Origin of the sequence: Acinetobacter sp. YH12120 (assembly GCF_013418795.1) — a bacterium.
Lineage (GTDB): Bacteria > Pseudomonadota > Gammaproteobacteria > Pseudomonadales > Moraxellaceae > Acinetobacter > Acinetobacter towneri.
This window is the reverse complement of record NZ_VPBI01000006.1, coordinates 46,060-67,390: the sequence shown is the minus strand read 5'-3', so window position 1 is coordinate 67,390 and position 21,331 is coordinate 46,060. Positions and strand designations below refer to the sequence as shown.

At 41.7% G+C, this 21,331-nt stretch carries 24 protein-coding genes; 22 read left to right on the top strand and 2 right to left on the bottom strand.

Annotated elements, in window-relative coordinates:
• Positions 1 to 75 precede the first annotated feature (75 nt).
• Entirely contained in the window at positions 76 to 1,374 is a 1,299-nt protein-coding gene (locus FTU58_RS06085; RefSeq protein WP_104851883.1) for a peptidylprolyl isomerase, read from the bottom strand.
• Positions 1,374 to 3,821 carry an LPS-assembly protein LptD gene (locus FTU58_RS06080; RefSeq protein ID WP_180062208.1) on the bottom strand — a complete coding sequence of 816 codons (2,448 nt, stop codon included), beginning with the start codon at positions 3,819 to 3,821 and terminating at the stop codon, positions 1,374 to 1,376. The genes FTU58_RS06085 and FTU58_RS06080 overlap by 1 nt, the downstream gene beginning before the upstream one ends.
• A gap of 120 nt (positions 3,822 to 3,941) precedes the next feature.
• Between FTU58_RS06080 and FTU58_RS06075 the strand changes: the two genes are divergently transcribed.
• The 22 genes from FTU58_RS06075 (at position 3,942) to tadA (ending at position 21,289) form a co-directional block, all read left to right on the top strand.
• Positions 3,942 to 4,955 (top strand): aminoglycoside phosphotransferase family protein, encoded by a 1,014-nt coding sequence (locus FTU58_RS06075; RefSeq protein ID WP_180062207.1) that lies wholly within the window; start codon positions 3,942 to 3,944, stop codon positions 4,953 to 4,955.
• The gene (gene murU, locus FTU58_RS06070) at positions 4,956 to 5,645 is read left to right on the top strand and encodes an N-acetylmuramate alpha-1-phosphate uridylyltransferase MurU (protein WP_131261486.1); all 690 of its coding nucleotides are present in this window, start codon (positions 4,956 to 4,958) and stop codon (positions 5,643 to 5,645) included.
• 84 nt (positions 5,646 to 5,729) lie between these two features.
• Positions 5,730 to 6,362, top strand: a complete 633-nt coding sequence (rsmG, locus tag FTU58_RS06065) for a 16S rRNA (guanine(527)-N(7))-methyltransferase RsmG (RefSeq protein WP_131261485.1) — start codon at positions 5,730 to 5,732, stop codon at positions 6,360 to 6,362.
• Between the two features lie 22 nt (positions 6,363 to 6,384).
• Positions 6,385 to 7,167, top strand: coding sequence for a ParA family protein (locus tag FTU58_RS06060; protein ID WP_096901175.1), 783 nt, complete (start codon positions 6,385 to 6,387; stop codon positions 7,165 to 7,167).
• The gene (locus tag FTU58_RS06055) at positions 7,164 to 8,051 is read left to right on the top strand and encodes a ParB/RepB/Spo0J family partition protein (protein WP_180062206.1); all 888 of its coding nucleotides are present in this window, start codon (positions 7,164 to 7,166) and stop codon (positions 8,049 to 8,051) included. Before FTU58_RS06060 ends, FTU58_RS06055 begins: the two co-directional genes overlap by 4 nt.
• Before the next feature lie 31 nt (positions 8,052 to 8,082).
• The gene (locus tag FTU58_RS06050; protein WP_004976814.1) at positions 8,083 to 8,730 is read left to right on the top strand and encodes a MotA/TolQ/ExbB proton channel family protein; all 648 of its coding nucleotides are present in this window, start codon (positions 8,083 to 8,085) and stop codon (positions 8,728 to 8,730) included.
• A gap of 9 nt (positions 8,731 to 8,739) precedes the next feature.
• Positions 8,740 to 9,162 carry a biopolymer transporter ExbD gene (locus FTU58_RS06045; protein WP_180062205.1) on the top strand — a complete coding sequence of 141 codons (423 nt, stop codon included), beginning with the start codon at positions 8,740 to 8,742 and terminating at the stop codon, positions 9,160 to 9,162.
• Positions 9,162 to 10,889, top strand: coding sequence for a lipid A export permease/ATP-binding protein MsbA (gene msbA, locus FTU58_RS06040; RefSeq protein WP_179990134.1), 1,728 nt, complete (start codon positions 9,162 to 9,164; stop codon positions 10,887 to 10,889). The genes FTU58_RS06045 and msbA overlap by 1 nt, the downstream gene beginning before the upstream one ends.
• Positions 10,890 to 10,892: 3 nt before the next feature.
• Entirely contained in the window at positions 10,893 to 11,906 is a 1,014-nt protein-coding gene (lpxK, locus tag FTU58_RS06035) for a tetraacyldisaccharide 4'-kinase (RefSeq protein ID WP_179990275.1), read from the top strand.
• Positions 11,907 to 11,917: 11 nt separating this feature from the next.
• On the top strand, positions 11,918 to 12,679 hold the full coding sequence (gene kdsB, locus FTU58_RS06030; RefSeq protein WP_004976805.1) for a 3-deoxy-manno-octulosonate cytidylyltransferase: 762 nt from the start codon (positions 11,918 to 11,920) through the stop codon (positions 12,677 to 12,679).
• Between the two features lie 14 nt (positions 12,680 to 12,693).
• A complete protein-coding gene (locus FTU58_RS06025) occupies positions 12,694 to 13,683 on the top strand; it encodes a DNA polymerase III subunit delta' C-terminal domain-containing protein (RefSeq protein WP_154320798.1) in 990 nt (329 codons plus the stop codon).
• Between the two features lie 10 nt (positions 13,684 to 13,693).
• Positions 13,694 to 14,035: a PilZ domain-containing protein gene (locus FTU58_RS06020; protein WP_026438361.1), complete on the top strand. Its 342-nt coding sequence runs from the start codon at positions 13,694 to 13,696 to the stop codon at positions 14,033 to 14,035.
• Positions 14,036 to 14,059: 24 nt separating this feature from the next.
• Entirely contained in the window at positions 14,060 to 14,833 is a 774-nt protein-coding gene (locus FTU58_RS06015; protein ID WP_004976800.1) for a TatD family hydrolase, read from the top strand.
• A gap of 93 nt (positions 14,834 to 14,926) precedes the next feature.
• The gene (locus FTU58_RS06010) at positions 14,927 to 15,541 is read left to right on the top strand and encodes a TetR/AcrR family transcriptional regulator (protein WP_004976797.1); all 615 of its coding nucleotides are present in this window, start codon (positions 14,927 to 14,929) and stop codon (positions 15,539 to 15,541) included.
• 6 nt (positions 15,542 to 15,547) lie between these two features.
• Positions 15,548 to 16,099, top strand: a complete 552-nt coding sequence (locus FTU58_RS06005; protein WP_131261481.1) for a prepilin-type N-terminal cleavage/methylation domain-containing protein — start codon at positions 15,548 to 15,550, stop codon at positions 16,097 to 16,099.
• Entirely contained in the window at positions 16,089 to 16,469 is a 381-nt protein-coding gene (locus FTU58_RS06000) for a type II secretion system protein (protein ID WP_180062204.1), read from the top strand. The genes FTU58_RS06005 and FTU58_RS06000 overlap by 11 nt, the downstream gene beginning before the upstream one ends.
• The gene (gene gspJ / locus FTU58_RS05995; protein WP_131261480.1) at positions 16,466 to 17,089 is read left to right on the top strand and encodes a type II secretion system minor pseudopilin GspJ; all 624 of its coding nucleotides are present in this window, start codon (positions 16,466 to 16,468) and stop codon (positions 17,087 to 17,089) included. The genes FTU58_RS06000 and gspJ overlap by 4 nt, the downstream gene beginning before the upstream one ends.
• A gap of 13 nt (positions 17,090 to 17,102) precedes the next feature.
• Positions 17,103 to 18,086 carry a type II secretion system minor pseudopilin GspK gene (gspK, locus tag FTU58_RS05990; protein ID WP_171501107.1) on the top strand — a complete coding sequence of 328 codons (984 nt, stop codon included), beginning with the start codon at positions 17,103 to 17,105 and terminating at the stop codon, positions 18,084 to 18,086.
• A gap of 182 nt (positions 18,087 to 18,268) precedes the next feature.
• Complete coding sequence (locus FTU58_RS05985) at positions 18,269 to 18,865, top strand: 6-carboxytetrahydropterin synthase (RefSeq protein ID WP_104851897.1); 597 nt, start codon at positions 18,269 to 18,271, stop codon at positions 18,863 to 18,865.
• 37 nt (positions 18,866 to 18,902) lie between these two features.
• Complete coding sequence (gene ung / locus FTU58_RS05980; protein ID WP_004976786.1) at positions 18,903 to 19,616, top strand: uracil-DNA glycosylase; 714 nt, start codon at positions 18,903 to 18,905, stop codon at positions 19,614 to 19,616.
• The gene (locus tag FTU58_RS05975; RefSeq protein ID WP_004976784.1) at positions 19,613 to 20,734 is read left to right on the top strand and encodes an enoyl-CoA hydratase/isomerase family protein; all 1,122 of its coding nucleotides are present in this window, start codon (positions 19,613 to 19,615) and stop codon (positions 20,732 to 20,734) included. The genes ung and FTU58_RS05975 overlap by 4 nt, the downstream gene beginning before the upstream one ends.
• Before the next feature lie 27 nt (positions 20,735 to 20,761).
• On the top strand, positions 20,762 to 21,289 hold the full coding sequence (tadA, locus tag FTU58_RS05970) for a tRNA adenosine(34) deaminase TadA (RefSeq protein WP_179990140.1): 528 nt from the start codon (positions 20,762 to 20,764) through the stop codon (positions 21,287 to 21,289).
• The last annotated feature ends 42 nt before the right edge of the window (positions 21,290 to 21,331 follow it).

Below are 21,331 nucleotides of genomic sequence, written 5' to 3'. Positions count from 1 at the left end.
GCATATGGTAAAAAAGCATAAAAAACCAGTGTTGCTACACTGGTTTTAATTTTGGAAATAGCAGAAAACTTAAGCTTAGTTTTTCTTGCGGTCTAAGCTTGGGTCTTTAATTTCTACAAAAGCATTGTTACGTGTTTCACGTAACCAGCTATCCAATTCAGTATCAAACTGGCGTTCACCTAGTATTTGACGTGCCATACGTTCTTGGTATTCACGAGTCATATCTTGCTGGCGTGTATCGGTCACTTGCAGTACATGCCAACCAAACTGGGTTTGGAATGGTGCGCTAATTTCACCTTTTGCAGTATTTTTCATTTGATTTTCAAATTCTGGCACCATCACGCCAGGATTCACCCAGCCTAGACTGCCGCCATCACGTGCAGAGCCAGCGTCATTAGAGAACGTCGCTGCTAAGGTTGCAAAGTCTTCACCCGCTTTTAAACGGTTGTGAATACTGTCAATCATGTGTTTCGCATTTTCAGGGCTTACGACTTCACTTGGCTGAATCAAGATATGTCGAGTTTGATATTGTGGAACTAGTGCACGTTGCTCAGTACTTTTGCGCTCCAGTAATTTTACGACATGAATACCATCACGGACTTCAATCAGTTCACTGGTTTGCCCCACATCTAATGGCGTAATACGTGCAGCAAGTTCCGCGGGAATATCGGTCAAGTTACGTAAACCCATGTCTGCAGACTGAACGGTTACACCATTGCCTGTATATTTTTTACTAATGGCTTGAATGTCATTGTTCTGCGCCAATTCAGCTTTGACTTGTTGCGCAACTTGTGCGGCATTTTCTGCTCCAGAAACACGCACATGCAAAATATGTACTTGATTGCCTAAGGCAGCCTGACCTTGTGGTGTTTTCAGGAAATTATCAACATCTTGGTCGCTAATTTGAATACGTGACATTACGACTTGCTGACGTAAGCGATTCATTGCCAAATCTTCAGCAATACGGTTACGTAAAAACGCATAACTGCCTGGTGCAGATTTATCTAATTTTTGCTGAAAAGTTTCTAGGCTGTTTGCGCCATTTTGCTGTGCAACTTTTAAAACTGCTTCATTTAAAGATTTTTCATCAGCTTTAATGTTGTAGCGTTTGACTTGCTCTAATTGCGCTTGGCGTACAATCAGTTGTTCTAAAGCTTGTTGTTCTAAAATGTGTTGTGGTGGAACAGGGCGCTTTTGCATCTCAAGTTGTTGTTTGAGTTCAACCACGCTTTGCGCTAAATCACTTTTTAAAATGACACTATTGTCAACTACAGCCACAATTTGATCATTCGCAGCAAATGCAGGCAGCGCTGCTGTCATGCAAAGTGCTAAGGTTGATGCTTTTAAAAATCGTTTTAACTGTTCTGTTTTCATTAACGTTGTGTCCAAGATTGATTAATTTTATTAAAACCTAAAATACGGTTTTCAAGTAAAGATGCAAGTTTATTATTGAAACTGCCTAAACCTTTTAAATTTAACTCTGCCATAATGGCACGTTTGGGTTTAACGCCCGCATCCGTCACATCATCCAAGTCGTTATAGTAAGAGCGTCCATAGACTGAAATGCCCCAACAGCAAGATTCATAATTCACCCCTAGCAAATATTCACGGGCGACGCTATGGTCTAGGTCGTATTGCGCATGACCTAAAATACGCCAGTTGTTGTGAATCGGCTGAATAAACGATGCCACAACTTGATCATAATGATCTTGACGGTTTGGAATAACACGACGGTTAATATAACCAAAGCTATATAAGTTGCCTTGATCACCCGTGTAAAGCATATTGACACTGCGCTGTGCATTGTCGCCATTTGACATCCATGCAGCATTGGCACCCACACTGAGGTTTTGACTTAGCTGACTGGTTAAGCTCACAATTGGCCCAGTACGGTTTTCCGTATTAAATTCGTCTTCGGTATTATCCAGCGTGACACGACGATCTTCAAAGTAAAAACTTTGACCAATTCCTGCTCTAAGGCGTTCCAAACCAATTTCATCAAATAGGCTATAGTTTAAACCCAAAGACAAAAAGTTGTTGTCTTCTAAACGGTCATGACCATAGAAACGGTTTGGACTGAACAACTGGTCATAATTAATCGAAGCTGTTGCAGAGTCAAAGTTTGGGTGGTCGTTTTGATTGCGGTACGGTGCATAGGCATAGAACGCGCGCGGGGTAATGGTTTGCAAGAAGCGACCATCTTTTTCAAAGGTAATCCCTGTGTCTAAAGTGAATTGCGGAACAGTAACCGACTCACTTTTACTTGAAGATTTATACGTGTCTGTACTTAGAGTTTCTTTATCATAGAAGGTGTTGATGTTGCGTAACGATACTTCTGGAATCACAAATGACCACGGGTTACGGTAGTTGTAACGCACTGCAAAGTCATTATAAATACGCGTACCACTTGGTTCCCCATCTTGCGCAGCTAGATCTTTTTGGAAGTAAGCCGTGTCGTTATTAAATTCGACTTGGAAGCCTTGAGGATTACCTGTTTTATAGTTCAATAAAAATTGTGGTAGGCGTGCATAAGGGCGATCTACAGATGGAATCGTCTTATCCAGGGTTTGGAAATCCTCAACTTTGAGCTGTGCTTTTAAACCCGGTATACCGTTACGATAATTCAACTCCCAAGCACGACGTAAATTCAGGTCGGTTTTAGAGTTCGGGTTGTTATTTAAATCGGCAAAGTAGTCTTTGTCCGATGCATAGTTATATTCTAGGTTGGTTGAAAATTGCTCGTTAATTTGCCAGCCGTGTAAAAAATGTAGATCTTTACGGTCTTGGTCATCATATTTGGCATCCGATGCTAAATAACCGCCCCAAATTTTACCTGAACCAAAATTTTCAGTTAAATAACGGAATTCACCTTCTAGCATCGCGCCACGATCGGCAATATAACGCGGGCTAACGGTTGCATCAAAATTCGGTGCAAGGTTTAAATACACAGGCACAGACAGCTCGACACCACCATCATTGGTAAAGCCAAAACTAGGCGTCAAAATACCTGTGGTACGGCGGTCATCAATTGGGAAATTGAAGTAGGGTACAGCTAAAACTGGTACATTTTTCACATACAATTTGGTGCCGCGTGTTTCACCGCGTCCCGTTTCCTGATTCAGCTTAATTTCATTGGCTTGAATTTTCCAGGTTGGCGCTTGCTCGGGTGGGCAGGTGCTGTAGGTGGCGTTATTGAGTACCATGGTATTGGTTGAGGTACGTGCAATTTTTTCTGCCATGCCATGCGCATGCTGTTTTTCAGCAATATAAAAACTGTTATTTAAATCGCCTTGCTGAGTTTTAAGGTTGTAGTTAATTTCATCACTTTGCGCAAGTAAACCAGCTTGTGCCATTTGTACACGACCTTCGGCTTTGGCAAAGGTTTGGGTTTGATCAATGGTAATTTTATCGGCGCGAATTTGACGGCCTTGCTGGTCAATCAGGACATTGCCTTCCAAGACGGAATCGCCATTTGGGTCATAGTGACCATAATCGGCAGTAACGGTAGAGGTCGCTTCTGCAGCATCTACGGCAACGGTGCTTGAGCTGATTGGCGTTAGCCATGCACCTTCACAATAGGCAGAACTTTGAGTGTGCCCAAATTGTTGTTGTGCTTCAGGTGCAGCTTTATCAACATAATATTGCTCAAAGAACTGCTGCCCAGGATAAGCTTCCTGAATGGTGTGTTTAAGCTGCTGGTTATTGAGATTTGTGACAGATGAAGTCTGATCTGTGGTCTGCGCATAGCTGGAAACAGAGTGACCACATAACAGAGTTAAGACCGCAGTCGCTAAAGGATTAAATTTAAACTGATGCTTCATTTATCTCATCAACCAAGAATGCTTAATCGCAATTAATTATTGTCGCATCATAGAGAAAAAGCGCAGAAGTAGCTACACTTAGCACTTTAAAAACTCAGCCTGTATTAGAATTTATTGCAAATGAATACACAACGCGAACAATTGATACAAACATGGATAACATCTGTACTTGGTTCAGATCAATTTGAAACTCATTTTTTAGCAGGCGATGCAAGTTTTCGTCGTTACGCACGAATCAAGTTGAATAATAAAACATTTATGCTCATGGATGCACCACCAGAAAAAGAAGATTGTGGTCCTTTTGTGACGATTGATGAATTTTTTGCTGCCCTTGGCGTGCGCGTGCCAAAAATTGTAGCCAAAGACCTGACACAAGGCTTTTTGTTGCTTGAAGATTTTGGTGATGTCTTATTATCTACCTTGCTGAATGATCAGACTGTAGATGACTACTATGCGCAGTGTTTTAAGCAGTTAATTCAATTACAAGATATTGATGGTACGGCACATTTCCCTGAATATTCCTATGACAAACTCATCAGTGAAATGGAGTTACTCACCGATTGGTTATTGCCTGCCTTACAGATTCAGCCAACGGCTGAAGAAAGTGCATTAATTAAACGTACATTTGCAATTTTGGCCAATGCCGCTTTGGCTCAGCCACAAGTGATTGTGCATCGCGATTTTCATAGTCGTAACTTAATGAAAATTAATGATGATACCGAGCTAGGTGTAATCGATTTTCAGGATGCAGTGATTGGTGCAGACACCTATGACCTGATTTCAATTACGCGTGATGCTTATGTACAGTGGAATGCTGAGCGTGTGTATCGCTGGTTTAAAATGTTTTATGACTTGTTGCCGGCAGCATCTAAGCAAGACCGTGATTTTGAACAATTTAAAAAAGATGCCGATATGATGGCGATTCAGCGTCATATCAAAATTTTAGGTATTTTTGTGCGTTTATTTGAGCGTGATGGTAAATCGGGTTATCTCAAGGATTTACCGCGCGTAATGTGGTATTTACTTGAAGAAAGTAAACCTTATCCAGAATTACAACCATTTATGCACTTTATTCACACGACAGTAATGCCAAAATTTACAGCCAAATATGGTCAGTATGAGGTGGTTGCCTAAATGAAAGCCATGATTCTTGCTGCAGGCATGGGTAATCGTATGCGTCCTTTAACGTTGCATACACCTAAGCCATTATTGGAAGTCGGTGGTAAGCCTTTAATTGTGTGGCACATCGAAAAATTACAAAAGATGGGTGTGCAGGAAATTGTCATCAATACGGCATGGTTGGGTGAAAAACTTGCAGATGCTTTGGGTGATGGTTCGCAATTTGGTGTGAAAATTTTGTGGTCGCATGAAGGCGAAGGCTTAGAAACTGCAGGTGGCATCATCAATGCGTTGCCATTATTGGGCAATGAACCTTTTATATTGGTGAATGGCGATGTTTGGACCACCATGGATTTTGCGCCACTATTAAATGTGCAGCTTCAAGACGACTTGGCACATTTGGTTTTGGTGGAAAACCCTGTGCAGCATCCGCAAGGTGATTTCACTTTGGCTGCAAACAAAGCCTATACTTTTGAGCAAGCACGCTCAGGTGAAAATCTGACTTATAGTGGCGTGGCGGTGATGCATCCGCAAATGTTTAACGGTTTGGAATCGGGCAAACGTCCGCTTGCGCCATTGCTCAAACAAGCCATGCAGCAAGAAAAAATTTCTGCACAGAAATTGCAGGGTGTTTGGGTGGATGTTGGCACTCCTGAACGATTAAATACGCTAGATCAACAAATTCAGCAGGGTGTGTACGCTTAAGTGCATATTCACTAAGCATTCGCCCCTATGACTGCAACTATAAATCGGTATACTTCCATTAACTTTTTCGAGATGTGAATTGTGATGCATTCGTTTTTTCAGGAACTCAAGCAAGGTAGTCAGGCTTTAGGTTTAGAGCTCAGTGATGAGGCTTTAAATTTATTACTCAAATACCAAGATGCTTTGGTGCTATGGAACAAAGCGTACAACCTCACTGCAATTCGTGACCCGAAAGAAATGCTAGTGAAGCATTTGCTAGATAGTCTGAGCATCCTCAAAGATTTGCCTGCAGGTCGTTTACTGGATATTGGTACTGGCGGTGGTATGCCGGGCATGATTATTGCCTTGTGTCAGCCTGAGCGCGATTGCGTGTTATTGGACTCGAATGGTAAAAAGATTCGTTTCTTAAAACAGTTTATTGCCGATTTAAAACTGAAAAACGTCGTGGCAGTTCAGACCCGTGTTGAAAATGAAGACAGCATCCGCGAGTTAGGTCAGTTTGATGTAATTACCAGTCGTGCTTTTGCATCTTTAACTGACTTTGTAGCCGCGTCAAAACCATTTATGCATGAGCAAAGTATTATTGCATCTATGAAAGGTTTGATTCCTGCCGATGAAGTAGAGGCATTGAAAGATGAATTCAGCTGTGAAATTATCGAGCTTAAAGTTCCGCGCTTAGACGAACAACGTCATTTACTTTTATTAAAACGTATCTAATTTTCAAAGGACTGGGGTGATCATGGCACAAATTATTGCGATTGCGAACCAAAAAGGTGGTGTCGGAAAAACCACAACCGCAGTAAATTTGGCAGCATCTTTGGCTGTTTTGAAAAAGCGCATTTTATTGGTCGATATGGACTCACAAGGCAATGCCACCATGGGTTCAGGCATTCAAAAAAATGATTTGCTGTATTCAGTGACCGATGTATTGTTGGGCGAAGTGCCGATTGAAACTGCAATTAGCAAGGCAGAAGTTGGTTATAAAGTTTTGGGTGCCAATCGTGATTTGGCTGGGGTTGAATTGGTGATTGCTGAGCAAGAGGGGCGTGAGTTTATTTTGCGCAATGCCTTGCAAGAAGTTGCCAAAGACTTTGATTATATTATTGTCGACTGTGCACCAAGTTTAAGCTTAATTACAGTAAACGCTTTAGCAGCAGTGCAAAGTGTAATCATTCCAATGCAGTGCGAATATTATGCACTTGAAGGTTTGGCTGACCTGACGCAAACCATTGACCGTATTCAACAAGCACTCAATCCTGATTTAGAAATTATTGGTGTATTACGCACCATGTATGATGCGCGCAATGCCTTAACCCGTGACGTGTCTGAAGAATTATCGCACTATTTTGGTAAAAAATTATACGATACCGTGATTCCGCGTAATGTACGCTTGGCAGAAGCACCTGCACACGGTTTACCCGTCATTTATTTTGAAAAAAGCTCGAAGGGTGCAGTTGCCTACCTGAATTTAGCAGCTGAAATGTTGAAAAAAAGCAAAGTGAAAAAAGGAAGTAAAGCATGACCACAAAAAAACGCGGATTAGCCAAAGGTCGTGGTTTGGATGCCTTATTGGGGTCAATCCAGAAAGAAAAATTACAACTTGAAGTGCAATCTTTAGATCATGGTCAGCTCAAAAAAATTGATGTCAATTTATTAAAACGTGGTGAATATCAACCGCGTCGTTTTATTCAAGAACAAGATTTGCAGGAACTGGCGGCATCTATTGAAAAACATGGTGTAATGCAGCCAATTGTGATTCGTCCTATTGATGACGAACTACATCCTTATGAAATTATTGCAGGTGAACGTCGCTGGCGTGCTGCACAGTTGGCTGGTTTAACTGAAATTCCAGCAATTGTGCGTGATTTGACCGATCAGGTCGCGATTGCTTTGGCATTAATTGAAAACATTCAGCGCCAAGATCTTAATCCGATTGATCAGGCAATGGCGCTGCAACGCTTTCACGATGAGTTTGGCTTGAGTCATCAAGAAATTGCCGAAACAGTAGGTAAAGCACGTACCACGGTCAGTAATTTATTGCGTTTACTCACTTTGGCTGAGCCTGTTAAAGAGTTGATGCAGCAAGTCTTGCTAGATATGGGTCATGCACGTGCTATTTTAACTTTGAAAGCTAAAGATCAGCTCAAAGTCGCGCAGCATGTAATTGAAAAGAATTTATCGGTACGTCAAACCGAACAGTTGGTACGTGACTTTAATGCGCCAAAACAAGAAAAGCCGAAAACGGCTATTGCGCCTGATATTCAACAACTCACGCAACGTCTTTCTGAGCGTTTTAGTGCAGATGTTAAAATTGATTATAACAAGCAAGGTAAGGGCAAATTGACCATCAGTTATCACTCTCTGGAAGAGCTGGATGGTATTTTAAATATTTGCCTGTCCGATTAATTTTAATTCGTATTTTATTGGGGAAAAGCGAATGTGGGAATTGGTAAAAGCAGGTGGCTGGCTGATGCTGCCGTTGGTATTGTGCTCGGTATTTACCGTTGCAATTACCATTGAGCGTTTTATGCGTTTAAAGAGAGCAGGTATTTTGCCCAATGCGTTGTTGCTCAACCGCGGGCAAAGTTTAGCGACTGTGTTGCAACAACTGAATCAAAGTGCCAACTTAAAAAACAGTACATTAGGCCGTATTTTTGAGGCGGGTGCGCGTAACAAACAACAATCAGAACACTATGCGCGTGCACAAATGGAAGCGACAGCTTCACAAGAAATTGGTTATTTAGAAAAAAATATCAACTTCTTGGGTACGCTCAGTGCAGTTGCGCCATTATTGGGTTTATTGGGTACAGTGCTTGGGATTATTGAATCATTTTTAGTGATTGATGTGGGTGCAAGTAATCCAACCTTAATGATTCCAGGGATTTCTAAAGCCTTAATTACCACTGCTGCAGGTATGTTAATTGCAATTCCAGCCTTATTTGCCTATCGTTATTTTCAGCGTTTGGTGCAAGAATATACTGCTGAGTTAGAGCAGCAAGCGACTTTGTTTCACGCAGGATTATTTCATCAGAGTCAACCTCATCAGCTTGATGCGGATGTGCAAGATGTGAAAAAAGTAAGCTAAGGTGAGTTTATGAAATTCAAACGCTCGCAAGTTGAAGATATTCATATTAACCTGACTCCAATGATTGACTGTTTACTGTTCATCTTGGTGTTTTTGTTGCTTTCGACCACATTTAACCAATTTAGCCGTATGAATTTAACTTTGCCAGATGCGCAAGGCGTACCACCAAAATCTTATGAACATAAAATTGAAGTCGTGGTAGATTCTTCAGGGCATTATTCTGTCAATGGTCAGGCACTTTCGACTAAGGAAGTGGCAGATTTAAGCACAGCAATTAAACAAATTTCTCAAGATCGACACGATTTAATGTTTATCATTGCTGCAGATGCCAAAGCCACTCATCAAGATGTGATTCGAGTGATGGATGTCGCAGGACAACTTGGTTTCGTCAACATCAATATCAGTACGAAAGTCCCAACTCGAGGTTATTAGTGAAGAAGGATTTACAGGTCTATCGCCGTCTTCTGAGATATTTGCTCCCATTTTGGGGCTTGGCAATCTTGGTGATTATCGGTTTCGCCATTAATGCAGCCACAGAAGTATCTGTGGCAAAACTCTTGGAAAAAATTATTAATGCCATTCAGGAGCGTGACCAATCTTTCACCACACTATTTCCGCTATTAGTCATTGCACTGATGTTTTTCCGTGGTTTGGGAACTTTTATTGGCGGTTACTATACCGCAGTGATTTCACGTAATTTGGTATTCAATATCCGTCAGGAAGTCTTTGCTAAATTGCTGCGTTTACCTGCACAGTATTACTTAGATAATACCAGTGGGCACATTACTGCCAAAATTATGTATAACGTAGAGCAGTTGACCGCTGCATCTACAGAATCGCTGCGTACATTGGTACAACAGGGTTTGATTACACTCGGCTTGCTCGGCTATTTGCTGTATACCAACTGGCGTTTGACCCTCTGTATTTTGGTATTTGGCCCATTAATTGGCTTGCTGATTCGTAAAGCTGCAAAACGCATGCGTCGTTTATCTATTCAAGTACAAGACACCATGGGGGATGTAAACCACGTGGTGCAAGAAACGGTGAATGGTAATTTGGTCGTCAAAGGTTTTGGTGGTCAGACCTATGAACAAAGCCGATTTAAAGAAAACTCTTTAGAAAACCTGCGTCGTGGTTTAAAGATGGTGGCAGTGCAGCAATTGAACAGCCCTGTGGTGCAGTTCATTATGTCCATTGCTTTGGCAATTATTATCTGGATTGCCTTACGCCCAGAAATTCTACGTGATATTTCAGCAGGCGAGTTTGTAGCCTACATTACTGCCGCAGGTATGTTGAGCAAACCAATTAAAGCCCTTACCGATATTAATGAAAAATTACAACGCGGTTTGGCAGCAGCGCATTCGGTTTTTGAATTGCTCGATATGCCTGAAGAAGACAATCACGGGACGCTTACACCAGACCTAAAAGGCAATTTGCAATTTAAAAATGTGAATTTGGTGTATTCCGATGGACACCATGCCATTCATGATTTCAATCTAGATGTCAAAGCAGGCGAGACAGTGGCTTTGGTCGGTCGTTCAGGTGCGGGTAAAACCTCATTGGTCAATCTGTTGGTACGTTTTCAGGAAGTATCTTCAGGGCAAATTTTGTTTGATCAGCATGATATTCGTGACATTGAGCTGAATAGCCTGCGTTCACAAATTGCTATGGTCAATCAGCAAGTGGTATTGTTTAACCGTACAGTGCGTGAAAATATTGCCTATGGTCAGCTTGAAGGTGCGAGTGATGAAGCAGTGATTGCTGCAGCCAAAGCGGCTTATGCACATGACTTTATTATGGCTTTACCGCAAGGCTACGACACAGCATTAGGTGCGCAAGGTTTGAATTTGTCGGGTGGTCAGCGACAGCGTATTGCCATTGCACGTGCAATCTTGAAAAATGCACCGATTTTAATTTTAGATGAAGCCACCAGTGCTTTAGACAATGAATCTGAATACTTTATTCAACGTGCATTTGATGCGGCCATGCAAGACCGTACCACCATTGTCATTGCACACCGTTTATCTACCATTGAAAATGCTGACCGTATTGTGGTGATGGATCAGGGGCGTATTTTAGAACAAGGAACTCATCAGGAACTCATAGCGCAAAAAGGCGCGTACTTCCAGTTGCATCAACGTAACTTCGAGGAACATTAACTCATGGCTTTGGCACAATTTATTCAGGACGCTTGGCAGCAACAGGCCAAATGGCTGGTTGTGCTTAGACCCTTGTCTTTATTGTACCGTGGTGTGAGTTTGCTCAATCAAAATTTATATCGTTCAGGTATTAAAACCGCTTATACCGCGCCCGTACCTGTGATGGTGATTGGCAATATTACTGTGGGTGGCAGCGGCAAAACCCCTTTGCTGATTCACTTGGTCAAATATCTACAAAGTTTAGATGTTCGTGTTGGCGTGATTAGCCGTGGTTATGGCGGAAAAGGCCCATTTCCAGCCTATGTCAGCATTGACGCTAATGTTGACGTAGTGGGCGATGAACCGACTTTGATTGTGCAATCTACAGGCGTACCGATGGCTGTGGGGCCAAATCGTCAAAAAAGTATTGAATTGTTACTTGCACAGCATGAATTGGATTTAATTATTAGTGATGATGGTTTGCAGCATTTGGCTTTAAACCGTCAATTGGAATGGATTGTTTTAGATAATAATCGTGGTTTGGGTAACGAGAAAATATTGCCCGAAGGTTATTTGCGTGAACCAAAATCTCGATTAGAGCATGCCACGGTGATTGAACATGCAGCGCAACCGAGTTCTGAATTAAATATGCATTTGGCCGTTGCAGCGCCATACTTATTGCATCCCGCACAAGAATTAATTTTTGATCCGACCCAAAATTTTTATGCTGTCGTGGGCATTGGCTTTCCTGAGCGGTTTTATAAAACTTTAGAGTCGATGGGTGTGACCCAATTTCAATGCCATGAGTTTCCAGACCACCATGACTATGAAATTACCGATTTGCAGTTTGAAGATTCGCAACCGATTATTACCACAGAAAAAGATGCAGTAAAGTTATTGCCTCTGTTAAAACAATATCCAGATTTTCAGCGTGAAATTTGGGTTGTACCTGTAGATGCAGTATTGTCATCGGCCTGCTATGTCACCTTACATCAACAATTGAAACAATTGGGTTTAAACCTGCCTGAAAGACCATGATAAGGAAAATTATGAAGCACATTGTTATCCCTGCACGTTATGCTAGTTCACGCCTGCCAGGCAAACCTTTACTGGAAATTCATGGTCGTGCCATGATTTTACGTGTGGTTGATCAGGCAAAAAAAGTGGCAGGTTTTGATGACTTGTGTGTGGCGACCGATGATGCTCGTATTGCAGAATTATGCCGTGCCGAAGGTGTAGATGTAGTGCTGACTTCGGCAGACCATCCATCAGGTACAGATCGTTTAAGTGAAGTGGCGCGCATTAAAGGTTGGGATAAAAACGATATTATCGTCAATGTGCAGGGCGATGAGCCACTTTTGCCTGCGCAATTGGTGCAACAAGTGGCGCAGTTGTTAGAAGCTCAACCTGAATGCTCGATGTCTACGCTATGTGAGCCGATTCAGCAACTAGATGAATTTACTCGCGACAGCATTGTTAAAGTGGTCATGTCTAAACACAATCAGGCTTTGTATTTTAGCCGTGCCACGATTCCTTATGACCGCGATGGTGCGAAAGCAGCGACACCACAATTGCATGCACATGCGTATCGCCATTTAGGTTTGTATGCGTACCGTGTGGAATTGCTGCAAGAATATGTGACTTGGGAAATGGGAACATTGGAAAAGCTGGAAAGCCTAGAGCAATTGCGTGTCTTGGAAAATGGACATCGTATTGCCATTGCAGTTGCAGAAGCCAATTTACCACCGGGTGTAGATACCCAAGCAGACTTAGACCGTTTAAATGCAATGGATATTGCCCATTTTGAGTAAGTGAATCACCGACCATGCAACGTGATGTAATTGGACAAGTATATCCTTGGCAGCAACAAGTTTGGGAAAACCTGACAGGGCGATTTCCCAAAATGGGGCATGGTTTATTGTTTTTTGGCAAACAGGGTTGTGGTAAAGAAGCCTTTGCACAGCAATTTGTGGCTTGGATTTTATGCCAACAGCGTGATGTGCAGTCACAGCCTTGTGGTGAATGTAGCAGTTGTCAGTGGTTAAAATCAGATACACATCCGAATTATGTCTATATCAGCACCGATGAAGAGAATAAAAAGCAAAACGCGAAAATTAAGATCGAGAAGATCCGTGATTTATTACCTTTTGTCCAGCAAACGGTAGATGGCTGGCGGGTGATTGTGATTGAACCTGCTGAAGCCTTAAATATTGCATCTTCCAATGCGTTGCTGAAAACCCTCGAAGAACCGGGTGATCGCATCGTGATTATTTTGCTGGCAGATCATTATCTTAAATTACCTGCAACCATTCGTAGCCGTTTGCAGCATTTTGCTTTAGACCGTATTGATGCTGCACAGGCTACGGCATATTTGCAGCAGCATTTGCCCGATTTAGATGCAGACAAACAGCAATTGTTGATGAATTTGTCTAATCAAATGCCGTTGCAGGCTTTGCAGTTGGCACAGACAGAATGGCTAGAACAGCGTACAGATTTTCTCAAAGACTGGTCTAAACTGGTAACGCAAAAAAATATGCCGATGGCAATCGCAACCAAGTGGAACAAGGCGCTGAGCTTTACTGATTTTAGTCAGATGTTTGAATACTTGTTGTGTGATTTAATTTGTGTCAAGCTAAATCAAAGCATTAAAAATTTGGATTTAAGCACCGCTTTGCAGCATTTGGCTGAACAATATGACTTAGAAAGTCTGTTTGGTTTATATGCAGAATTACAGCAAGCCAAGCCAATGCTTGAGCAAAACGTGCAAAGTAATCTAGTGCTTGATCAATTATGTATTAAGTTGATGAATATTTAAGGGGAACATGATGCAACCACGTATGGGCGGTATTATTCAGGCCAATATTCCTGATGTCGAAACGCTATATTTAAGTTATATGCCATACGTTGTGGGCGGTGGCTTATTTGTACCCTCAAAACAACCTGTAAAAATGGGTGAAGAAATCTTCGTGCTTGCAACTTTGCCTGAACAATCACAAAAAATTCCACTTACAGGAAAAGTCATCTGGATTTCGCAAAAGCAAAACGGCATCAAATTGCAGGGCTTTGGCATTCAACTGAGCGGTGAAAAAGGCGTTTATTACAAATCTGAAGCCGAAAGAATCCTTGCGGGGCTTAAGTCTGACAACCGTAACAGTTACACTATGTAGGTTGTTTGCTTTTAGGAAAAAATCGTGTTTGTAGATACACATTGTCATTTAACGATGTTGGATTTAAGCCCTTATGATGGTGACTTAGATGCAGCAATTGCACAGGCACGCCTAGCGGGTGTGTCTAAAATTATGGGTATCTCTGTCGATTTAGACGATCATATTGCATTGTCAAAAATTGCAGCACGCCATGCCGATGTTGGTTATAGCGTGGGTGTGCATCCTTGTGAAAATGCTGAAAATATGGCGCGTGCCACCACCGAGCAACTGATTGCTTTAGCACAAGCAGACAAAGTCTGGGCTTTGGGCGAAACAGGTTTGGACTATTTTCACAGTACCGATTTTGTCGCAGAGCAAAAAGCCTGTTTTGCACGGCATATTCATGCGTCACAAGCTGTAAAAAAACCTGTGGTGGTACATACCCGTGCTGCCAAGCAAGATACAGTAGATATTATCCGTGCGGAAAAATCGACGCATGGTGTATTACATTGCTTTACTGAAGACTGGGCAACCGCCAAAGCGGTGTTAGATTGTGGTTATTATGTGTCGTTTTCAGGCATTGTTTCCTTTAAAAATGCGCAAGATTTACGTGATGTGGCTAAGCAAGTACCTTTAGACCGTGTCTTAATTGAAACTGATAGTCCATATTTGGCACCTGTGCCATATCGCGGTAAGACAAATGAGCCAAAATACGTTCCGTATGTAGCCAAAGCCCTAAGTGATGTATATGATAAGTCCTTAGAGGAAATGGCTTTCATAACAACACAAAACTTTGAAAACCTGCTCAAAGGACATTAATTTGCATAGTGGAATGATGCAAAAATTTAATGTTCTGGTGATATTAAAAATTTCCATTGATTGAATAGTGAAAAGAGAGTTTATCGGGTGAAGATGGATCGTCAGGCTCAGTTTCGAGCAAGAGAAACGTTAATTTTCCAAGTGGCAGAGCAGTTGCTTTTGGAAAATGGTGAAGCAGGAATGACCCTTGATGCTTTGGCAGCAGAACTGGATTTGGCCAAAGGTACTCTATATAAACACTTTCAAAGTAAAGATGAACTATATATGTTGCTTATTATTCGTAATGAGCGCATGTTGCTAGAAATGATTAAAGATGCGGAAAAACAGTTTCCTGAACATCTAGCATTTTTTATGCTGCATCACTTACATCATCCTGAACGTACTGTGCTTTTTCATCAAATTGAAGAACGCCTTTCTACAACGGGTGTTGGCATTGGCTTGTTGTTTAGTGAACTATATCAGGTTCGTAAAAGCCGATTACGCATCATTATCCGTATGACTGAACAATATTTGGAATCTATTAATAGTCACATGGAAGTGCGTGATTATCTGGCTTCAATTTGGGCACTTACGCATGGTGCGGCAGCCATTTTAAACTCAAGTTTCTATCAGCGTTATTTAGGTTCCCGGGATACTTTACGTGTGGCCTATATCGATCAAGCGTTGGCGATGCCCAAACAAGCACAATCTTTCGAGCAATTGAATTAATACGCTATGAACACACCACTATCTTCGGTTCGCGGTTTTACGCTCATTGAATTGATGGTGGTGATAGTCATTATGGCGATTATGGCATCGCTGGTTTTAATGAATATCGGTGGTGTTGATCAGCGTAAAGCCATGCAGGCGCGGGAAGTGTTTTTATTGGATTTGCGTAAACTGAATCGTGAAGCCAATGATCAAGCGCGTATTTTTGCACTCAATTTGCATCAAGCAACCGATGTTTCACCTGCGCGATATGATGTACTGGAATATCAGCCTTATGCTTCAGAACAACAATTAACCCTGCAAAATAATCAAAAATGGCAAAACTATGGCGAATTTAAAAGCAGAACGTTGCCTGAACAAGTTTCTATCCAAATTTTATCTTTAGAACAAAGCTATCCGAATGCTAACAATAGTGAGTTGCTGCAAGGTAATGCACCCGCACTGATTTGGCTGGGCAATGGTGAAGCCAAACCTGTGCGTATTCAGTTCTATTTAGAACAGCGTCCTGTAGGTGCGGAAATAGAGGTCGATCATTTAGGAAAAATCCATGAAAGCTAAAGGATTTACACTACTTGAAGTTATGGTGGCTTTGGCAATTTTTGCAACAGCAGCTATGGCAATGACCAAAGTGGCGATGCAATATACCCAATCCACCGCCAATGCAATTTTAAGAACCAAAGCACAATTTGTGGCTTTGAATGAAGTGGCATTGATGGAAATGAATCGGCAATGGTTAAGTGGAACAGAGTCAAAGCAAGTGACACAACAGGGCGAAACATGGCAAATTGACAAGTCCACACAGCCAACCATTAGTCTGAATGTGCAACGTGTCGATCTTCAAATCAGTTTATATAATCAAGACACAGGACAAGTTGAAGCAGGAGTGACTTCTTTGGTGTTTTTTAATGCCCGTGAGCAGCAATCATGAGTACAAAGAAAGGCTTCACTTTAGTTGAGTTGCTAGTCGCTATTGCAATTTTTGCAGTGCTGTCTGCTTTGGGTTGGAAAGTATTTGATTATCTCGCCAAAGTCAAAGATCGCAATGCGATGCATGAAGCCAATCTAGAACAGTTGCAAGAAAGCTATCAACAAATATTACGTGACACGATGCAGGCTGTTCCATTAACGGCCAATGTCAAAGGGCAGCAACAACCTGCTTTGGTTTTACAAAATGGACGTTTTAATTTCAGTAAAACAGGGGTGACCGATCCTTTGCAGCAGAGTATTTCACCCCATGAGCGTGTTGAATATCAATATCGTGCCGATGAAAAAAAATTGTATCGTTTAAAATATCGTAATTTGCATCAAACGGGCAATGATCAGCCTGAGTCGAGCGTGATGTTGGATGAAGTCGAAGCCTTTGAGATTATGGTTTTGAATCCAAATGAATTGAGCAGTTGGCCTGAAAGCAGTGTCGATTCGCAGCAAACTGAACAATTAAGGCTACTCCCGAAAGGAATAAAAATAAATTTAACCGTGCGTGACGTGCAATACGAATGGATATTTAGCTTATTGCAGACTGATTTTTTAAAGAAGAAAGACAATTAAAGGCACAGTGGCAATGTATTCAAAATCGACTCAGCGCTTAGGTAGCATCATCAAATCACAACAAGGCATCGCCTTGATTACGATTTTGATGTTGGTTGCCTTAGCTACGATTTTGGCAGCGACCATTGCCAAGCGGCAAATGTACACCAGTGAAAATACCGCCTATTTGATGCGTCAAAATCAGGCATTGTTATATGCCAAAAGTGCTGAAGTATTTTTTGCAGAATTACTGCAAGATGATGCTGAAAATGCAGGCCAAGTTGATCACTTACAAGAGAACTGGGCAAAACCGATGCCGCCATTTCCAGTCGAAGATGGTTATGTATCGGGCGTGCTGCAAGATGAGTCAGGGAAATTTAATTTAAATAGTTTGCTGACAACCGAAGATCAAGTAAACGAAAAAGCAAAAAAATATTTTGAAAAATTATTGCAGCGTGTTGGGCTACCTGCGCAATTAAGTGAAGCTGTGATTGATTGGCAAGATGCAGATGATGAACCGAGTGGTGCTATGGGTGCAGAGTCGAGTTATTACCAAGGTTTGCCAATTCCTTATTTACCGCCCAATAGCTTGTTTCATAGTGCGGAAGAATTAAAACAAGTCCGTGGTTTTGAAGGTGCGAAGTATCAGCAAATTGCACCTTATGTGAGTGCCTTGCCAAAACGAGATACCACTATCAATATTAATACCGCACCTGCTTTAGTTTTGGCGAGCTTTGATGAAAAATTGGATGTGGTTGCTGTGCAAAATCTACTTGATCGTCGTAATGCCAATTTAGAGCACTTTAGCAATGTAAATGCTTTGTGGGAGTTAGATGGCTTTCAAGCTGTCGATAGCGCGATACGCAATGAATTTACAAGTTTATTGGGTGTGCAATCCCATTATTTTAAAGCCAAAATTGAAGTGGTATTGGGCGAGCGCAAACGTCAATTTAGCAGTGATTTGGTGCGTAGCGAAAAATCTGTCAATGTCAGTGGGCGAAGTCTGGCGCCATTTTAAGTATTAGCATTAACCTTGACTTAGTTGCTGTTATTCGGATGCAAATGCATTGCATATCTGTACTGAAACTGATCATTACGATTTTTGTCTGGCAATCTGCGGGCTAAAATTGGCTTATTGTTCACGTTTTGCATTATAATTAAAAAGAATATCCCCCAAATATTTTGATGACGTTAAGACCCATGTTAATTCGAAAGTTATTTAAGTTTGAAAATGCGCATATTGTGCGTAATTGCACTTCAGACCGCTGTAAGCGCTCGATTCATGGTCATAGCTATAAAGTAGAATTATTACTGAAAGCTTCAAAACTTGATCATGGACAAATGGTGTATGACTTTGGTTTGCTTAAAGGTGTAATCAAAGAATTATTTGATGCCTTCGATCATGCCATTTGTTTTTGGGAGCAGGATGACCCTGCATATATTCAAGCCTGCAAAACGTTCAGCGCACGTTGGGTATCTTTACCAGTATCGCCATCAGCAGAGCAGTTTTCACGTATTTTCTTTTATTTGGCACAGCAAGTTTTGGCATCGACCATCACGCAAAATGGGGAAGGTGATGTAGAGGTCTATTCTGTGATTGTACATGAAACTGATACAGGCTATGCACAAAGCTTTTTGGAAGATATTGAAAATGCGCAGATGGGATTGCTAAGTCTGGATCAAATTCATTTCTCTGAGCAAGTACAGACAGAATGGTCAGACCCACAAATGTATGAAAAATTAAAACAGGGGATGACATTCCAAAACCCGAATGTCGAGTTACAAGTTAAACTTTAAATCACATCATTAGACATCAACAAGGATTGATAGCGGTATGTCTTTTACTGAGCAGCAATATGCGAGCTTAAATAAAGTTCAGTTAGATGAGAGTTGGAAATACAATCTAGCTGAATTTTTATTGAGTCCACAAATGGATGCGCTACGCGATTTTTTGTTGCAGGAAAAACAACAGAATAAGGTGATTTATCCACCAAGTTCACTGATATTTAATGCTCTAAATACCACGCCTTTAAATCAGGTGAAAGTCGTGATTATTGGGCAAGACCCTTATCATGGACCTAATCAGGCACATGGACTTAGTTTTTCTGTACAAAGAGGGGTTGCATTGCCACCATCTTTGCGTAATATTTTCCATGAGTTACATACAGATTTAGGTGTGCCTATTCCAAGACACGGTGATTTAACGCATTGGGCAGAGCAAGGGGTATTGCTGCTCAACAGCGTGTTAACGGTAGAAGCAGGACAACCAACCTCGCACCAAAAGCAGGGTTGGGAAGATTTTACAGATCATGTGATTGATGTGTTAAATCAACAACGTGAGCATATTGTGTTTATTTTGTGGGGCGCGTATGCACAACGTAAAGGACAACGTATAGATCCAAATAAACATCTGATTTTGAAGGCAGCGCATCCATCCCCATTGGCAGCAAACCGCGGTGGTTTTTTTGGATGTAAAGTATTTTCAAAATCAAATAATTATCTTAAACAAAATGGCATTGAGCCTATAGACTGGCAGCTGGACGCATGACACATTCTCCCATTTCTAAAGAATATCATCCGGATTTAATTGTCGAAGAAGCAAATAACGGTTGGCGCATTGTACGTTTGAATCGCCCAAAATCTTTGCATGCTTTAGATGAATCTATTGTTTCTGCATTATTGGCAGTATTTGAAGACTTTCATACCGATGATAGCGTAAAAGCAATTTGGCTAGATTCGACCACACCAAAAGCATTTTGTGCAGGCGGTGATGTGCGTAAATTACGTCAGCTTGTCATTAATGATGAGGTTGCAACTGCCAATAAATTCTTTGAGCAAGAATATGCGTTGGACTTGTTGCTACATAACTATGCCAAGCCTGTTTTAGTGTGGGGTGAAGGTTATGTCATGGGTGGTGGCTTGGGTCTATTTATGGCTGCACCATTCCGTTTGGTGACACCGTATTCACGTTTAGCTATGCCAGAAATTAACATTGGTTTATACCCAGATGTAGGGGCAACTCGTTTCTTGGCTGACCGTGGTGCGATTGGCTTGTTCACAGGTTTAACGGGTTCAATTATGACTGCTGCAGGTGCGTATGGTATTGGTTGGGCAACCCATATTTGTGATGCACAACGCGCTTCTGTATTAGAAAAAGTCATTAATATTGACTGGAATCATTACCCTGCAGGTGACTTCCGTGCCATTGATGATACCTTGAACAGCATGCACCGTCCTGTAGGGCCTGGGCCGCTACAGAATTCTTTGGATGTGATTCAAAGCGTGTGCCGTGGTGTGAGTTTTGAAAGTGATTATGAATCCATCATTGGTCTAAGCGATGCACGTAGCGATTGGTTACGTCAAGCCAGTGAAAACTTGCAAAAAGGTTCACCAACCACAGCAGCTTTAACGTGGTTACTATGGCAATGGGGTAAGAAGGTTCACGCTTGGAATGAAGTGTTTGAACTGGAAACGCAAATTTCAGACTGGAAAATTCGCCACGCAGATTTTGTCGAAGGTGTGCGCGCACGTTTGGTCGATAAAGACCTTGCACCAGCTTGGCAGCAAAATGGGCCAGTGCAGCTCAAAACCATTTTTGCAGACAATCCACCTGTGACGAGCATTGAAAGCTGGAATGAGTTATTGAAACAATACGAGATTATTTAATTCGTATTGATTTTTACTCATATTTAAATGTCAGAACAGAACTATAGTGATGAAGACTGGATGCAGCTTGCCTATGCGCAGGCTGCTTTGGCTGCAGCACAGGGGGAAATTCCTGTGGGGGCTGTCATCGTTAGTCAAAATCAAGTGATTGGCGCGGGTTATAACGCGCCTATTTCCTTACACGACGCAACCGCACATGCCGAAATTGTGGCAATCCGTGCAGCATGTGATCATATTCAAAATTATCGTTTACCTGAAGATGCCACGCTTTATGTCACACTGGAGCCTTGTACCATGTGTGTGGGTGCGCTCATTCATGCGCGAATCAAACGTGTGGTATTTGGAGCAACTGAACCCAAAGCTGGCTCATTAATCAGTGCCAGAAAGCTTTTAGAGTCGGGTTATTACAATCATATTTTTGAGTATCAATCAGGTTGTTTAGAACAGCAATGTTCAGCCCAATTGAGCGACTTTTTTAAGCTGCGCCGGGCGCAAAAGAAACAACAAAAACAGCAACAGTTGATAAATGACCTTCATGATCAAAACCAGTTCTGAGTTTTAGGCTTGATTTGCGTTAAACTAAATCAAACACAACAC

What these genes read in the sequence shown, in the direction of transcription:
- FTU58_RS06085 (WP_104851883.1), bottom strand. Translation starts at nt 1,374, where the DNA reads ATGAAAACAGAACAGTTAAAACGATTTTTAAAAGCATCAACCTTAGCA.
- FTU58_RS06080 (WP_180062208.1), bottom strand. Translation starts at nt 3,821, where the DNA reads ATGAAGCATCAGTTTAAATTTAATCCTTTAGCGACTGCGGTCTTAACT.
- FTU58_RS06075 (WP_180062207.1), top strand. Translation starts at nt 3,942, where the DNA reads ATGAATACACAACGCGAACAATTGATACAAACATGGATAACATCTGTA.
- murU (WP_131261486.1), top strand. Translation starts at nt 4,956, where the DNA reads ATGAAAGCCATGATTCTTGCTGCAGGCATGGGTAATCGTATGCGTCCT.
- rsmG (WP_131261485.1), top strand. Translation starts at nt 5,730, where the DNA reads ATGCATTCGTTTTTTCAGGAACTCAAGCAAGGTAGTCAGGCTTTAGGT.
- FTU58_RS06060 (WP_096901175.1), top strand. Translation starts at nt 6,385, where the DNA reads ATGGCACAAATTATTGCGATTGCGAACCAAAAAGGTGGTGTCGGAAAA.
- FTU58_RS06055 (WP_180062206.1), top strand. Translation starts at nt 7,164, where the DNA reads ATGACCACAAAAAAACGCGGATTAGCCAAAGGTCGTGGTTTGGATGCC.
- FTU58_RS06050 (WP_004976814.1), top strand. Translation starts at nt 8,083, where the DNA reads ATGTGGGAATTGGTAAAAGCAGGTGGCTGGCTGATGCTGCCGTTGGTA.
- FTU58_RS06045 (WP_180062205.1), top strand. Translation starts at nt 8,740, where the DNA reads ATGAAATTCAAACGCTCGCAAGTTGAAGATATTCATATTAACCTGACT.
- lpxK (WP_179990275.1), top strand. Translation starts at nt 10,893, where the DNA reads ATGGCTTTGGCACAATTTATTCAGGACGCTTGGCAGCAACAGGCCAAA.
- kdsB (WP_004976805.1), top strand. Translation starts at nt 11,918, where the DNA reads ATGAAGCACATTGTTATCCCTGCACGTTATGCTAGTTCACGCCTGCCA.
- FTU58_RS06025 (WP_154320798.1), top strand. Translation starts at nt 12,694, where the DNA reads ATGCAACGTGATGTAATTGGACAAGTATATCCTTGGCAGCAACAAGTT.
- FTU58_RS06020 (WP_026438361.1), top strand. Translation starts at nt 13,694, where the DNA reads ATGCAACCACGTATGGGCGGTATTATTCAGGCCAATATTCCTGATGTC.
- FTU58_RS06010 (WP_004976797.1), top strand. Translation starts at nt 14,927, where the DNA reads ATGGATCGTCAGGCTCAGTTTCGAGCAAGAGAAACGTTAATTTTCCAA.
- FTU58_RS06005 (WP_131261481.1), top strand. Translation starts at nt 15,548, where the DNA reads ATGAACACACCACTATCTTCGGTTCGCGGTTTTACGCTCATTGAATTG.
- FTU58_RS06000 (WP_180062204.1), top strand. Translation starts at nt 16,089, where the DNA reads ATGAAAGCTAAAGGATTTACACTACTTGAAGTTATGGTGGCTTTGGCA.
- gspJ (WP_131261480.1), top strand. Translation starts at nt 16,466, where the DNA reads ATGAGTACAAAGAAAGGCTTCACTTTAGTTGAGTTGCTAGTCGCTATT.
- gspK (WP_171501107.1), top strand. Translation starts at nt 17,103, where the DNA reads ATGTATTCAAAATCGACTCAGCGCTTAGGTAGCATCATCAAATCACAA.
- FTU58_RS05985 (WP_104851897.1), top strand. Translation starts at nt 18,269, where the DNA reads ATGTTAATTCGAAAGTTATTTAAGTTTGAAAATGCGCATATTGTGCGT.
- ung (WP_004976786.1), top strand. Translation starts at nt 18,903, where the DNA reads ATGTCTTTTACTGAGCAGCAATATGCGAGCTTAAATAAAGTTCAGTTA.
- FTU58_RS05975 (WP_004976784.1), top strand. Translation starts at nt 19,613, where the DNA reads ATGACACATTCTCCCATTTCTAAAGAATATCATCCGGATTTAATTGTC.
- tadA (WP_179990140.1), top strand. Translation starts at nt 20,762, where the DNA reads ATGTCAGAACAGAACTATAGTGATGAAGACTGGATGCAGCTTGCCTAT.